We start from the raw sequence: 14,762 nt of genomic DNA on the forward strand, positions 1-14,762 counted from the left end.
GGGATCGGGCGGATGCAGCTTGAATATATAGGCGCCTTCGATGTGGTGCTTGGCGTGCTTGCGCGTTTCTGGCCGGTCTGGGTCGCGCTCGTCGTGGTGATGGGGGCAAGCTTCGCCTATAAGAAGAGGCTCGGCCTCTACGGGCAGCTCTTCGACAGCGCCGTCGGCATCGCCGGCGTCGGCATATGCCTGTTCTGGCTGTTTACGGCGATCTTCGCGTCGACCATCGCGCCTTTCAATCCACTTGCCCAGGTGGCGATCATGAAGGATGCGCTACCGGGCGCCGTCGAGCCGCAATCGGGACTTGTCTATCTTTTCGGCGGCGACAAGCTCGCCCGCGACGTGTTCAGCCGCATGGTCTACGGCAGCCAGATCGTGCTGATCATCGCGCCGGCGGCGACCGGTTTCGCGCTGATGGTCGGCATCACGCTCGGCCTGCCGGCCGGCTATTATGGCGGCAAGATCGACACTGTGCTGTCCTTCCTCGCCAACCTGGTGCTTGCCTTCCCGGTGATCCTCCTGTTCTACTTGCTGGTTACGCCGGGCATCATGGACACGCCGATCCCCTATGCGATGGCCGGGCTGTTCTTCCTGTTCCCGATCGTCTTCTTCAGTGTGCTGTTCTGGACGCGCTACAAGAAACGGCCCGACCGCCTCTATATCCTCCTCGGACTGACGCTGATCATTGGCGGCTGGGTCTATGCCGGCCTGGTCTTCGATGCCGACCCGTTCAGGATCATCCACATCGATCCCAACCAGCTTAACATCTTCGTGGCAGTGGTGTTCGCCTCCAGCCCCGGCGTGTTCCGCATCGTGCGCGGCCTGGTCATGGACATCAAGACGCGCGACTATGTTGCTGCGGCGCAGACGCGCGGTGAATCGCCCTGGTACATCATGCTTTGGGAGATCCTCCCCAATGCGCGGGGGCCGCTGATCGTCGACGCCTGCCTGCGTATCGGCTACACCACGATCCTGCTCGGCACGCTCGGTTATTTCGGCCTGGGGCTGGCGCCCGAAAGCCCGGACTGGGGCACCGCGATCAAGGACGCCAGCCGCCTGCTGCGTTCCTTCATCCACCCCGCGCTGCCCCCGACGATCGCGCTGATGTCGTTCGTGCTGGGCCTTAATCTCCTGGCCGACTCGCTGCGTGAACAGTCGATGAAAGATTGATGAGCGGGCGATGAAAGATTGATGGACGGGTCTTCGACCCTACTTGAAAGACAAGGATTGGAGCGACCCATGAATGAGGCAGTTCGAAATCCCGGCAAGCCGACCAATGGGCCGACCAATGGGCCTACCGATGGGCCGATCATCGAGATCGAGAACCTGTCGATTTCCTTCTTTACCCGCAAGGGCGAGATACCGGCCGTCATGGACTTTTCCTGCACGGTCATGCCCGGTGAAGCGATGGGCATCGTCGGCGAATCCGGTTGCGGCAAGTCGACCGTGTCGCTCGGCATCATGCGCGATCTCTCCAACATCGGAAAGATCGTTGGCGGCCGGATAAAGTTCCAGGGCAAGGACATGGGCGAATTGTCCGAAGAGGAACTCCGCTCCATCCGCGGCAACAAGATCGCGATGATCTACCAGGAGCCGATGGCCAGCCTGAACCCGGCGATGAAGGTCGGCCAGCAATTGATGGAAGTGCCGCTGATCCACGACAAGGTATCGAAGGAAGAGGCTTATAAGAGAGCGCTCGAAATGGTGCGCTCGGTCAGGCTGCCCGATCCAGAGCGCATGATGCGCTCCTTTCCGCACCAGCTTTCGGGTGGCCAGCAGCAGCGTATCGTCATCGCCATGGCGCTGCTGTCGAAGCCGGCGCTGCTCCTGCTCGACGAGCCGACGACGGCGCTCGACGTGACGGTGGAAGCCGGCATCGTCGACCTGGTCAAGGGGCTCGGCGAGAAGTTCGGCACCTCGATGATCTTCGTGTCGCACAATCTCGGCCTGATCCTGGAGACCTGCGACCGCATCACTGTGATGTATTCGGGCGAAGCGGTCGAGACCGGCAAAATCAAGGACGTCTTCGACCGGATGCGCCATCCTTACACACAAGGCCTGTTCCGCTCGATCCCGCTGCCTGGTGCCGACAAGAATTCGCGGCCGCTGATCTCCATACCGGGGCAATTGCCGCTGCCGCACGAGCGGCCGAAGGGCTGCAATTTCGGCCCCCGCTGCCATCATTTCGTCGAGGGCGTCTGTAACGCCGCCGAAATCCCTATGATCGCGGTCGATGGCCATGAAGGCCATTTTTCGCGTTGCGTGCGCTTCAACGAGATCGACTGGGAAGCGCTGCCGCCCGGCGCCAAGAAGGTCAACGAGCGCGTCGAGCCCGGCGCGCCGGTGCTCAAGATCGAGGACCTCAAAAAATACTACAAGGTCGGCGGCAGCGAAGTGTTCGGCTCGAGCGGAGGCCGCGTCGTCAAGGCCAACGAGACGATCTCCTTCGTGGCGCGGGAATCCGAGACCGTCGCCATCGTCGGCGAGTCCGGCTGCGGAAAGTCGACGCTGGCCAAGGTGCTGCTTGGGCTGGAGACGGCAAGCTCCGGCAATGTGACGCTCGGCAACACGCAGATCCAGTCAACCAGCGTCGAGAAACGCAGCGTCGACACGGTGTCGTCGATCCAGATGGTGTTCCAGAATCCGTTCGACACGCTCAATCCCAGCCACACGGTCGGCTCGCAGATCATCCGCACGCTGGAAAAGTTCAATGTCGGCAAGACCGTCGCCGATCGCCGCAAGCGCATGCTTGAGCTTCTCGACCTGGTGAAGCTGCCCCGGGCGTTCGAGACCCGCAAACCGCGCCAGCTTTCCGGCGGCCAGAAGCAGCGCATCGGTGTGGCGCGGGCCTTTGCCGGCGATGCCAAGGTGGTGGTGGCCGACGAGCCGGTCTCGGCTCTCGACGTGTCGGTGCAGGCTGCGGTGACCGAACTTTTGATGGACATCCAGCGCAAGAACAAGACGACGATGCTGTTCATCAGCCATGACCTGTCGGTGGTGCGCTATATCGCCGACCGCGTCGTCGTCATGTATCTTGGCTACATCGTCGAGCAGGGCACGACCGATCAGATCTTTTCGCCACCCTATCATCCCTACACCGAGGCGCTGCTGTCGGCGATCCCGATCGCCGACACATCAGTGATCAAGAAGCACATCGTGCTGGAAGGCGACATCCCGTCGGCGATGAACCCGCCAACCGGCTGTCCGTTCCAGACGCGGTGCGGTTACAAGAAGCTGGTGCCGGACAATCTTTGCGAGACGCAGGTGCCGCCGGTGAAGAATCTCGGCAATGGCCATATGAGCCTGTGCTGGCTTGCCGACGACGTGCTGGCGAAAATGGAGCCGGTGATCAAATTCGACAAGGAGCACGCCGCCAATGAGGGGGTGCCGGACGACGCGCCGCAGGGCGTAGGCCCAGGCTTCGCCGGCGCTCCGCCAAAGCGTCCGCGCGGCAAGAGGCCGAAGCTGACGGACGGCTAGATCCGTGGCGCCATCAAGGCGCGCACTGGCGTAGCTGCGCGGCGTAGTCCCGAGCCATCTGCTCGGTGGCCCGCGCATAGCGCTGCACGTCGGCATCGCCCCGCTCGCCGCGCTTGTAGGCGGTCCAGCCGAGGTAATAGGCCAGATAGAGATTGTAGGTATCGTTGCGGGCAACGCCGAGCGTGTCGGCTGTCCTGGAATGATACCAGCCGACGAAATCGACGGCATCGGCAAAGCTGGTGCGGCGCGCCGCCCAGCTGCCCGTCTCGCTTTGATATTGCGCCCAGGTGCCGTCAAGCGCCTGCGAGAAGCCGGTGGCGCTGGAGACACGTTTCCAAGGAATGAAACCGAGTAGCTTGGTGCGCGGCGGCCTGGCGTTGCTCTTGAAGCCGGATTCCTTGCGCACCGTCGCCATCAGCACGGGAACCGGCACGCCGTATTTCTGCTCGGCGCGCTCGGCAGCCGCCTGCCAATTGTCGAACCAGCCGTCATTCTGGTCGAAGACGGCGCAGACATCGTTGATATGGCTCGGCGGCGTCGCGCAGGCCGACAGCGCCAGCACTACGCTGACGGCTACAATTTTACTAAAACTCGACCTACCCATCGGAGGAGGATTAGGTCGAAAACATAAAAGGAATCTTGCGGCGTTCCTTAACGGCTCGTCGGCCGTTTTGGCCGGGGCAGAACAAGGATTAATATTCCGACGGTTTCTGTCGTTTTTGTCGCAATGATAATCCCAAAATGCCGCCTTGACTAAAATCGCGTCCGCAGGCGGCGGATTTCTGACAGCCCGATCCCTGTGCCGGCGCTTTGATGCGCCGCATGACCGAACCGAGACGCAAGCGCGGCGCTGAGCGAACCAGCAACAGGGGACCGACCGCCATTCCGCAATTGCCGTTGCGCCGCGTCACCAATCCCTATCCGCCAATGGCGATGCTCTCGGTCGACCAGATCGAGGCGATCCACGAAGCCTCGATGCACATTCTGGAGAATTTCGGCATCGAGGTGATGAGCCCGCGGGCGCTTTCGCTTTTCGAGAAGGCCGGGGCCAAGGTCGACCATGCGTCGATGACCGTCCGTGTCGATCGGGGCATGATCGGCGAAGCACTGAGGACGACGCGGTCGAGCTACCGGCTTACGCCGCGCAACCCGGCCCATACCGTCCATCTAGGCGGCAACACCATCAACTTCACCCTGGTCGCCGGGCCGCCCAACGTGCATGACATGGAACGCGGCCGCCGCGCCGGAAACCTGCGCGACTATTGCGATCTCATCCGGCTGGCGCAGCATTTCAACTGCATTCACATGCTGGGCAACCAGGTCTGCGCACCAGTGGAGCTGCCGGCCAACTCACGCCATCTCGACACCTATTTCGCCAATCTGACGCTGACCGACAAAAGTTTTCACGTCTCGGCGATCGGTCGGGGCAGGGCGCGGGACGGGATCGAAATGATGGCTATTTCGCGCGGGCTGACGCCCGACCAGATGCGCGACGATCCCGGCGTCACCACCATCATCTCGGTCAACTCACCGCGCCGCTTCGATGAGATGATGGCCGAAGGGCTGATGACGATGGCCGAGTTCGGCCAATCGGTGGCGGTGACGCCGTTCACGCTGATGGGAGCGATGAGCCCGGTGACGCTTGCCGGCGCGCTCGCCCAACAGAATGCCGAGGCGCTGTTCGGCGTGGTCCTGACGCAGCTTGTCCGTCCCGGCGCCCCGGTCATGTATGGAGCCTTCACCTCCAATGTCGACATGAAGTCGGGCGCGCCGGCCTTCGGCACGCCGGAGAACACCAAGGCCAACATCGCGTCGGGGCAGTTGGCACGGCGCTATGGACTGCCCTACCGGACGACGCCGGGCTCGGCTTCCAACGCCGCCGACGCGCAAGGGGCCTACGAGACGCTGATGGCGCTGTGGGGGGCGGTGCTCGGCCACGGCAATCTCGTCTACCACGCCGCCGGCTGGCAGGAAGGTGGGCTGACCGCGTCGTTCGAAAAGTTCATCATCGACGTCGAGATGATCCAGCACATGATGGAATTCTTGCGCCCGATCGAGGTCAACGAGGCGGAACTCGCGGTCGAGGCGCTTGGTGCGGTGCCGACGGGGGGCCATTTCTTCGGCGAGCCGCATACGTTGGAGCGCTATGCCACTGCTTTCTACCAGCCGATGCTTTCCAACTGGCAGAACTACGAGGCCTGGCAGGAGGCCGGCGGGCTCGACACCACGGCGCGCGCGACGCGGCTGTGGAAGAAGGCTCTGGAAGACCATGTCGAGCCGGCGATGGATGTTGCCGTGCGCGAAGCGCTGGAGGCTTATGTCGCCAAGCGCAAGGAAGCGATCGGGCAGGGCGAGCCGTGACAGATCGCGACGCCAATCCGTTTTCCTCCCATCCTGAATCCACTCACCCGTCCAACTCACTGAAATAACGAGAAGAACCATGAAATCGCATGCAAAGGTCGTGGTCATTGGCGGAGGCGTCGTCGGCTGTTCCGTGCTGTTCCATCTGGCCCGTCACGGCTGGACCGACATCGTGCTCCTGGAGCGCGACGAGCTGACTTCCGGTTCGACCTGGCATGCCGCCGGCGGCATGCACACGATCAATGGCGATCCCAACGTCGCCAAGCTGCAGAAATACACGATCTCGCTCTACAAGGAGATCGAGGAGTTGTCCGGTCAGGCGACCGGTGTGCATCTGACCGGTGGCGTGCTTTTGGCCGCCACCGAGGCGCGGCTCGATTGGCTGCGCGGCGTTGTCGCCAAGGGCCGCTATCTCGGCATCCATCTTGAAGAAATCTCGCCTGATGAGGCGGCCGAACTGATGCCGCTGCTCGACCCCAAGCAATTTGTCGGCGCCGTCCGCAACAAGGAGGATGGCCATCTCGACCCTTCGGGGGTCACCCACGCCTATGCCAAGGCGGCCAGAAAACTGGGCGCCGAGGTCGAACGCTTCACCAAGGTCGAGGATATCGTTCGCCGCGCCGACGGGCTGTGGCGCGTCATCACCAACAAGGGCGAGGTGGTGACCGAGCATGTCGTCAACGCCGGCGGCCTGTGGGCGCGCGAAGTCGGCCGCATGGTCGGGCTGGAGCTGCCGGTGCTGGCCATGGAGCACATGTACCTGATCACCGAGGACATGCCCGAGGTCGCCGCCTGGAACCAGAAGACCGGCACGGAGATCATCCATGCGGTCGATTTCGACGGCGAGCTGTATCTGCGCCAGGAGCGCGGCGGCATGCTGATGGGCACCTATGAGAAGGCCAACAAGCCATGGTCCGAATTTTCCACGCCGTGGAATTTCGGCCATGAACTGCTGGAGCCCGACATCGACCGCATCGCGGCGTCGCTGGAGGTTGGCTTCCGGCATTTCCCGGCCTTCCAGAACACCGGCATCAAGCAGATCATCAACGGGCCCTTCACCTTCGCGCCGGACGGCAATCCGCTGGTCGGGCCGGTGCGCGGTCTGCCGGGCTTCTGGGTCGCCTGCGGCGTCATGGCCGGTTTTTCACAGGGCGGCGGTGTCGGTCTGGCGCTGTCGAACTGGATGATCGAGGGCGATCCCGGTGCCGACATCTGGGCGATGGATGTTTCGCGCTATGGCGACTGGGCGACGATGGCCTATACCAACGCCAAGGTGCGCGAGAATTATTCGCGGCGCTTTTCCATCCGCTTCCCCAATGAGGAGCTGCCTGCCGGGCGGCCGCTCAAGACCACGCCGGTCTACGATCTTCTGTCGGCCATGGGCGCGCAATGGGGCGTGGCCTATGGGCTGGAAGTGCCGCTGTGGTATGCGCCCGAGGGCGTCAAGGACGAGTTCTCGTGGCGGCGCTCGAGCGATTTCGAGCATGTCGCGAACGAGGTGAAGACGGTTCGCGGCGGCGTCGGCCTGGCGGAGATCTCGAGTTTCGCCAAATACAAGGTGACAGGCGAGGGCGCGGCGGCCTGGCTCGACCGGTTGCTTGCCTGCAAATTGCCAAGACCCGGCCGCATGACGCTAGCGCCGATGCTGAAGGAAGACGGCAGGCTGATCGGCGATTTCTCGCTGGCCAACCTCGACAGCCCCAATTCCAACGGAGAGGGCTGGTTCCTCGCCGGCTCCGGCATTGCCGAGCAGTATCACATGCGCTGGTTCGAGGCGCATCTGCCGAAGGACGGTTCGGTCACGATCGAGGCGCTGGGCGCGAAGCTGACGGGCCTGTCGATCGCCGGGCCGAATGCGCGGGACGTGCTGGCCAGGGTTACGCGGGCGGATATGTCGAATGCGGCGTTTTCGTTCATGGCCGTCCGCAAGATGGATATCGGCATGGCGCCATGCCTGGTCGGCCGCGTCAGCTACACCGGCGATCTCGGTTACGAGATCTGGGTCGCGCCGGAATATCAGCGTGCCGCGTACCAGACCCTGATGGCGGCGGGCGAGGAATTCGGCATTGGCCTGTTCGGCTCGCGCGCGCTCAACGCGCTTCGACTGGAGAAGAATTACGGTTCATGGGCGCGCGAATACCGGCCGATCTACGGGCCGCTGGAGGCCGGCCTCGACCGTTTCGTGGACTATGGCAAGGACGCCGGTTTCATCGGCAAGCAGGCGGCACTCGTCGAGCGCCAGCAAGGCGGCAAGCTGCGACTGCGCGCCTTTGTCGTCGATGCGGCAGACGCCGACGTCATCGGCGACGAGCCGATCTGGTTCGACGGCGCCGTGCGCGGCTGGGTCACCTCAGGCGGCTACGCGCATCATTCGAAGACATCCGTCGCCATGGGCTATGTGCCGAAGGAGATCGCCGACGAGGCCGACGGTTTCGAGATCGAACTGCTCGGCAAGCGCTATCCAGCGCGCGTGCAGCCGTCCCCGCTGTTCGACGCCAATCTCGAGCGGATGCGTGGGTGAAGGCGCCGCTTGTCGGCGCTTCAGGCGCTGCGGCGGTTGTCTAGCGCCCAGGCGCCGGGACCGGCGAACACCAGATAGAGGAAGATGAAACAGAAGGAGATCGCCGCGTCGCCGCCATTGTTGATGGGGAAGAAGCCCTGCGGCATGTGCGCCATGAAATAAGCGATCGCCATCTCGCCGCTGAGAAGGAATGCGACCGGCCTGGTGAAAAGCCCCAATACCAGCAGGATGCCGCCGGCGAATTCGAGGATGCCCGCGGTCAGCGACAGCCCGCTCAGGGCGCCGGCATGATCGCCGACGGGAAAATTGAACAGTTTCTGGGTGCCGTGCTCCATAAACTGCAGCGCCGTCATGATGCGAAGCACAGCCAGAGCCTGTGGCTGATATTTGGCGAGACCGTCAAAAAAGGTCATCAAAGGCTCCATTTCACTCCGCCCGACCCGGCCATAGATTATCGCCCGGCGATGGACCATTCACTTCCCATGGCCAGCCATCAACAATCGGTGATTGGAAATGTTCCTCCATCCTGGCTTTCCATTTAAGGTTGTACTTATTCGCTGTAGTTGTACCGATATGTAGATACTCCAAACCATGTGGGTTCCCTTTGCCATGAAAAAAGCCGTCATCAGCCTCTTCGTAGTCCTTGCAGGTACCAGCTTCGCCATGGCGGACGATGGCGGCTGCACGGCCTTCAAATGGCCGGTGACGCGGGAGCAGGCGCAGTTTGCGGCGGCACAAGCGGAACAGTCCGGAACCGCGCTTGCTGTTGGTGTGGCTGCGGACCTTTCTTTGGAGCCGATCGACTCTGTTACCTTCGAAGTTGCGCCGGAACGGGCACCGGCGTCCGGAGCCTTTGGCGCGACTGCCAGCCTGGTTGTCCGGCCCGAAGGGACAATCCAGATAAGCCTGTCCGACGAGGCTTGGATCGATGTCATTCAAGATGGCCATGCCTTGAAGTTGGTGGACTTCAGCGGCGTGAAGACCTGTCCGGGCATCCGCAACAGCATGCGCTTCAAGCTGCAGGCTGGTCCGGCCACCCTGCAGCTCAGTGGTGCCAAGAAGGCGAACCTCAAGGTCGCGGTGCTGGCGCTGGAGTAATCCTACCGAACCGGCGCCGTCAGCGCGAAATGCGCGCCTTGCGGATCCGTGCACATCACGATCCAGCTGCCACCGGGGACTTCCATCGGCCCCATCAGGATCTGGCCGCCATTATCGGTGACGCGCTTGGCCGCCGCGTCGATGGCCGGCACGTTGAAATAGAACTGCCAGACCGGCACCGGAATCTGCTCGGGCTTGTTCATCATGCCGCCAATAGGTTCGCCACCTGCGGCGAAGAGCTGATAGATGCCCATCGGCCCCATATCCATGGTGTCGGCCTTGGTCCAGCCGAGCTGGCCGACATAGAAATCGAACGCGGCACGCAAGTCGGTCGTGTAGAGCTCATGCCAGCCGACATGGCCGGGCGTGGTGGCCGGCACCGGCGTTTGGTCGGGGCCGTTTGGCTGCAGGAACATGAAGGCCGCGCCTTGCGGATCGGCAACGACGGCGAAGCGGCCGACGCCCGGAATGTCATCGGGTTCGCGGTGAACCGTACCGCCGGCTGCCTTCAGCGACCTTGTTGAAGCATCCACATCCCTGGTGTGGATATAGCCGAGCCAGGATGGCGGCATGCCCATCTTGGCGGCGTCCTCAGGCAACGTCATCAGCCCGCCGACGCCGCGCTCGCCGACATTCATGACGATATAACGCGGCATGCCTGGCGCGCTGTCGAAGGCCTGCGCCTTCCAGCCGACCACGGCGGTGTAGAACGCTTCGGCGGCGTCGAGATCGGTCGTCATCAGTTCGTACCAGAAGAAGGGCATCGGGGATTCAGGCATTGTCGTGCTCCTTGGTTTCCAGTCATCGATCATGGGTGATCTATTCTAGGACGATCTTCGCGACGAAAATCCGACAGCCGAGCCAAAAGTTCGACAGCGCAAACACAATAACATGAGTGTATTTTTCAAGTTTTCATCCTGATATTTCAGCGGCTTGCGTTGAAAATTGACCAATTGATAAAAAAATAAAACGTGCTAGCCTTCCTCAAAGCCACAAGAAAATGGGGAACCGGGATGGCGACTGGTCATTTCAAGCAGGGCATTGCCGGCGGCCGGCTTTCGCCCGAGCAATATGCGGATAATTTTTCCGACCTGCATCCGCCGCTCGATCATCACGAGGCGCTGGTCGAGTCCGACCGCTGCTATTTCTGCTATGATGCGCCGTGCATGAACGCATGCCCGACCTCGATCGACATCCCGCTGTTCATCCGCCAGATCTCGACCGGTAATCCGATCGGCTCGGCCAAGACGATTTTCGACCAGAACATTTTGGGGGGCATGTGCGCCCGCGTGTGCCCGACCGAGACACTGTGCGAAGAAGTCTGCGTGCGCGAAGTGGCGGAGGGCAAGCCGGTGCAGATCGGCCGCCTGCAGCGCTACGCCACCGATGTTGCAATGGCGCAGGACAAGCAATTTTATCCGCGCGCGGCCTCGACCGGCAAGACGGTCGCCGTGGTCGGCGCCGGGCCGGCCGGGCTCGCCGCCGCCCATCGGCTCGCCCGCCACGGACATGAGGTGACCATCCTGGAAGCCCGTCCGAAAGCCGGTGGCCTCAATGAATACGGCATCGCCGCCTATAAGAGCATCGACGATTTCGCCCAGGCCGAAGTCGACTATGTAATGTCGATCGGCGGCATCGACATCCAGAACGGCAAGGCGCTCGGCCGCGACTACCAGCTGTCGGACCTGACCAGGAATTACGACGCGGTGTTTCTCGGCATGGGGCTTGGCGGCGTCAACGCGTTGCGCGCCGACGGCGAGGATGCGGATGGCGTCATCAATGCGGTGGAGTTCATCGCGGAGCTTCGCCAGGCCAGCGACCTCTCGGGCCTGCCGGTCGGCCGCCGCGTCGTCGTCATCGGCGGCGGTATGACGGCGATCGACGCGGCGGTGCAGTCGAAGCTGCTCGGCGCCGAGGAGGTGACGATCTGCTACCGGCGCGGCCAGGAGCATATGAACGCTTCCGAATTCGAGCAGGATCTGGCCGCCGCCAACGGTGTCACCATCCGTCACTGGCTGCAGCCGAAGCGGGTCATTGCCGAAGGCGGCAAGGTGTCGGGCATCGAACTCGAATATACGGCGATGGATGGCGAAAAGCTCGTCGGCACCGGTGAGCGGCTGACGCTCACCGCCGACCAGGTGTTCAAGGCGATCGGCCAGAGCTTTATTCCCTCGGCGCTCAACGGCAGCGGCGCGGAGATCGCGCTGGAAGCCGGGCGCATCAAGGTCGATGCCGAGGGCCGCACCTCGCTGGCCAATGTATGGGCCGGTGGCGACTGCATCTTTGGCGGGGACGATCTTACCGTCTCCGCCGTCGCACAGGGCCGCGACGCGGCCGAATCGATCCACCGGGCACTGACCTCGAACGGGAGGGCGTGAGCATGGCAGACATAAGCAACAATTTCGTCGGCATCAGATCGCCGAATCCGTTCTGGCTGGCCTCGGCGCCGCCGACCGACAAGGCCTACAACGTCATCCGCGCCTTCAAAGCGGGATGGGGCGGCGTGGTATGGAAGACGCTTGGAGAAGAGGGCCCGCCGGTGGTCAACGTCAACGGCCCGCGCTACGGCGCGATCTGGGGCGCCGACCGCCGCCTGCTCGGCTTGAACAATATCGAGCTGATCACCGACCGCGACCTGCAGGTCAATCTGCGCGAGATCAAGCAGGTCAAGCAGGACTGGCCCGACCGGGCCATCGTCGTTTCGCTGATGGTGCCGTGCGAGGAGCATGCGTGGAAGGCGATCCTGCCGGTGGTCGAGGAGACCGGGGCCGACGGCATCGAGCTCAATTTCGGCTGCCCGCACGGCATGTCGGAACGCGGCATGGGTGCCGCGGTCGGCCAGGTGCCGGAATACATCGAAATGGTGGTGCGCTGGTGCAAGGCCAACACCCGCATGCCCGTCATCACCAAGCTGACCCCCAACATCACCGATATCCGCAAGCCCGCGCGTGCCGCCCTTGCCGGCGGCACCGACGCGGTATCGCTGATCAACACCATCAACTCGATCACCGGCGTCAATCTCGACAGTTTCGCACCGGAACCGACGATCGACGGCAAGGGCTCGCATGGCGGCTATTGCGGCCCGGCGGTGAAGCCGATCGCCATGAACATGGTGGCCGAGATCGCGCGCGATCCGGAAACGCATGGCCTGCCGATCTCCGGCATCGGCGGCATCACCACGTGGCGCGACGCGGCCGAATTCATGGCGCTCGGCGCCGGCAACGTGCAGGTGTGCACGGCGGCGATGACCTACGGCTTCAAGATCGTGCAGGAGATGATCGCCGGTCTGGAAAACTGGATGGACGAGAAGGGCCATGCCTCGCTCGACGACATCGTCGGCCGCGCCACGCCCAACGTCACCGACTGGCAATATCTCAATCTCAACTACATCGCCAAGGCGCACATCGACCAGGAGGCCTGCATCAAATGCGGCCGCTGCCACATCGCCTGCGAGGACACCTCGCACCAGGCGATCACCAGTATGGTCGATGGCGTCAGGCATTTCGAGGTGGTCGAGGCCGAATGCGTCGGCTGCAATCTCTGCGTCAATGTCTGCCCGGTCGAGAACTGCATCACCATGGAGCCGCTCGCGGCTGGCGTGATGGACCAGCGCACCGGCACGCCGGTGTCGCCGGTCTATGCCAACTGGACGACGCATCCGAACAACCCGATGGCCAAGCTGGCGGCGGAGTAGGGCGGCCCGTTGTGGAAAAGCGGCGCCTGCAGGCGTCGCTTTTTTCAAATGGCTATTGCTGATAAAAATTATCCACGATAAATTATATCAATGAATTGGAGATCAGCACCATGAAGCTGGGCGAGGGCGTCGAAGCGGCGATCCACTGCGCCGCCATGCTTGCCGGCGTGGCAGGCGCTGCGACCATGCCGGGTGCTGCCATGGCGGAAGCGTTCGGCCTGTCGCCGAGCTATCTCCTCAAGCATCTCAATGCGCTGACGGCGTCGGGCGTCCTGGAATCGGTGCCGGGGCCATCGGGCGGTTACCGGCTGGCGCGGCCGGCGGAGCGCATAACGTTGCTCGACATCGTGCTCGCCGTCGAGGGGCGAGAGCCGGCCTTTCGCTGCGGCGAAATCCGTCAGCGCGGCCCGGCCAGGCTCGATGCTTCCGCCTATGTCAAGCCCTGCGGCATCAACGTGGTGATGCTGAAGGCCGAGCGCGCCTATCGCGCCGCTCTTGCCAAGGCGCGGCTATCCGACATCGTGGCGGACTATATCAGCGATGCCGATCCCCGTTCAGTCGCCGCGAACTGCGCCTTTGTCGAGCGCCATCAGCGACCGCAGAAATCGAGTTCAACCAAGCAAGCGTGAAAGGTGAAGACGATGAAACAGAGGCTGCAATTCTTCGGCGCGGCGCCGGAAATCATGAAAGCGGTATCGGCGCTCAACAAGGCGGTCGATGAATGCGGGCTCGAGGAAAGCCTCCTGCACCTGATCAAATTGCGGGCGTCGCAGATCAATGGCTGTTCGTATTGCGTCGAGATGCACAGCCGCGAGGCGCGCCGTGATGGCGAGACCGAACAGCGGCTCTATCTCGTCTCCGCCTGGAAGGAAACGCCGCTGTTTTCCGAGCGCGAACGCGCTGCCTTTGCCTGGACCGAGGCGGTGACGAAGATCGCGGACAGCGGCGTGCCGGACGATCTCTACGCAAAAACGCTCGAGCACTTCTCGGAAGAAGAACTGGCCAAGCTGACGGTGGCGATCGGCATGATCAACACCTGGAACCGGCTCTGCGTTTCCTTCCACGCCATTCATCCAATGCCTGCGGCGAAAGCCGCCTGAGCGACCGAACAACCGGGCACGCGGGCTGAGATCCGCGCGCCCTTTTTTGGGTGGGAGATCAAGAACATGTTCGCAAATTTTGAAAATGAGATTCTGTTTGCCGCCCGCCTACTGGTTGGTGGCGCCTTTGTCTTTGCCGGTCTGCGCAACATCCAGAACGCTGACTTCCTGACCCAAACTGATGACGACGCGTGGCGTGCCGCAGGCGCGGCTGACGCTGTGGCTCGGCATTGTCCTGCAGATCGTCGCCGGAGGGCTGGTGATTGCAGGCATCTGGACCGATTTTGCAGTCGGGTGTCTGATCCTCTTCCTGCTGGTCGCGACACCGATGTTCGACAATTTCTGGGATCATCAGGGTCCGGAGCGCGCCGCCCGCATCAACGGTTTTGTCGCCAATGTCGCGCTGACCGGCGGGTTTCTGGCGCTGATGGCGCAGCCCCTTTGACGGTTCAGCCGGCTGCCTCGCGGAGGCAGCTGCGGTGACCTTCCTTGCCGGTGGAGCGGCAGA

12 protein-coding genes and 1 pseudogene are annotated in these 14,762 nt (G+C 62.8%); 10 read left to right on the plus strand and 3 right to left on the minus strand.

Translation table 11 applies throughout. The features are described from left to right. The first annotated feature begins 12 nt into the window (after positions 1 to 12). Together AC0NID_RS17885 and AC0NID_RS17890 are read left to right on the plus strand one after the other, a co-directional pair. Complete coding sequence (locus tag AC0NID_RS17885) at positions 13 to 1,170, plus strand: ABC transporter permease (RefSeq protein ID WP_145719508.1); 1,158 nt, start codon at positions 13 to 15, stop codon at positions 1,168 to 1,170. A 69-nt stretch (positions 1,171 to 1,239) separates the two neighbouring features. Beyond that, positions 1,240 to 3,480, plus strand: a complete 2,241-nt coding sequence (locus tag AC0NID_RS17890; protein ID WP_473455191.1) for a dipeptide ABC transporter ATP-binding protein — start codon at positions 1,240 to 1,242, stop codon at positions 3,478 to 3,480. A gap of 13 nt (positions 3,481 to 3,493) precedes the next feature. On the opposite strand, the gene AC0NID_RS17895 is transcribed toward AC0NID_RS17890, so the two are convergent. Next, positions 3,494 to 4,084 (minus strand): transglycosylase SLT domain-containing protein, encoded by a 591-nt coding sequence (locus AC0NID_RS17895; protein WP_473455190.1) that lies wholly within the window; start codon positions 4,082 to 4,084, stop codon positions 3,494 to 3,496. A gap of 218 nt (positions 4,085 to 4,302) precedes the next feature. On the opposite strand from AC0NID_RS17895, the gene AC0NID_RS17900 reads away from it, so the two are divergent. Together AC0NID_RS17900 and AC0NID_RS17905 are read left to right on the plus strand one after the other, a co-directional pair. Beyond that, positions 4,303 to 5,841, plus strand: a complete 1,539-nt coding sequence (locus AC0NID_RS17900; protein ID WP_473455189.1) for a trimethylamine methyltransferase family protein — start codon at positions 4,303 to 4,305, stop codon at positions 5,839 to 5,841. 79 nt (positions 5,842 to 5,920) lie between these two features. After that, the gene (locus AC0NID_RS17905; RefSeq protein WP_473455188.1) at positions 5,921 to 8,362 is read left to right on the plus strand and encodes a GcvT family protein; all 2,442 of its coding nucleotides are present in this window, start codon (positions 5,921 to 5,923) and stop codon (positions 8,360 to 8,362) included. A 20-nt stretch (positions 8,363 to 8,382) separates the two neighbouring features. Here AC0NID_RS17905 and AC0NID_RS17910 read toward each other — a convergent pair whose 3' ends face one another. Then, positions 8,383 to 8,775: a DoxX family protein gene (locus AC0NID_RS17910; RefSeq protein ID WP_473455187.1), complete on the minus strand. Its 393-nt coding sequence runs from the start codon at positions 8,773 to 8,775 to the stop codon at positions 8,383 to 8,385. 196 nt (positions 8,776 to 8,971) lie between these two features. Between AC0NID_RS17910 and AC0NID_RS17915 the strand changes: the two genes are divergently transcribed. Beyond that, complete coding sequence (locus tag AC0NID_RS17915) at positions 8,972 to 9,460, plus strand: hypothetical protein (RefSeq protein WP_473455186.1); 489 nt, start codon at positions 8,972 to 8,974, stop codon at positions 9,458 to 9,460. A 2-nt stretch (positions 9,461 to 9,462) separates the two neighbouring features. On the opposite strand, the gene AC0NID_RS17920 is transcribed toward AC0NID_RS17915, so the two are convergent. Next, entirely contained in the window at positions 9,463 to 10,239 is a 777-nt protein-coding gene (locus AC0NID_RS17920) for a VOC family protein (protein ID WP_473455185.1), read from the minus strand. Positions 10,240 to 10,473: 234 nt separating this feature from the next. On the opposite strand from AC0NID_RS17920, the gene AC0NID_RS17925 reads away from it, so the two are divergent. From AC0NID_RS17925 to AC0NID_RS17945, 5 genes and pseudogenes are all read left to right on the plus strand, one after another. Further along, positions 10,474 to 11,838 carry an NAD(P)-dependent oxidoreductase gene (locus AC0NID_RS17925; RefSeq protein ID WP_473455184.1) on the plus strand — a complete coding sequence of 455 codons (1,365 nt, stop codon included), beginning with the start codon at positions 10,474 to 10,476 and terminating at the stop codon, positions 11,836 to 11,838. Positions 11,839 to 11,840: 2 nt separating this feature from the next. Beyond that, the gene (gene preA / locus AC0NID_RS17930; RefSeq protein WP_473455183.1) at positions 11,841 to 13,154 is read left to right on the plus strand and encodes an NAD-dependent dihydropyrimidine dehydrogenase subunit PreA; all 1,314 of its coding nucleotides are present in this window, start codon (positions 11,841 to 11,843) and stop codon (positions 13,152 to 13,154) included. A gap of 110 nt (positions 13,155 to 13,264) precedes the next feature. Beyond that, a complete protein-coding gene (locus AC0NID_RS17935) occupies positions 13,265 to 13,783 on the plus strand; it encodes an RrF2 family transcriptional regulator (protein ID WP_473455182.1) in 519 nt (172 codons plus the stop codon). Positions 13,784 to 13,795: 12 nt separating this feature from the next. After that, positions 13,796 to 14,254 (plus strand): carboxymuconolactone decarboxylase family protein, encoded by a 459-nt coding sequence (locus tag AC0NID_RS17940; protein WP_473455181.1) that lies wholly within the window; start codon positions 13,796 to 13,798, stop codon positions 14,252 to 14,254. Positions 14,255 to 14,320: 66 nt separating this feature from the next. Continuing rightward, positions 14,321 to 14,699, plus strand: a pseudogene (locus tag AC0NID_RS17945) (DoxX family protein). Positions 14,700 to 14,762 lie beyond the last annotated feature (63 nt).

The organism is Mesorhizobium sp. WSM4821, from assembly GCF_055901555.1.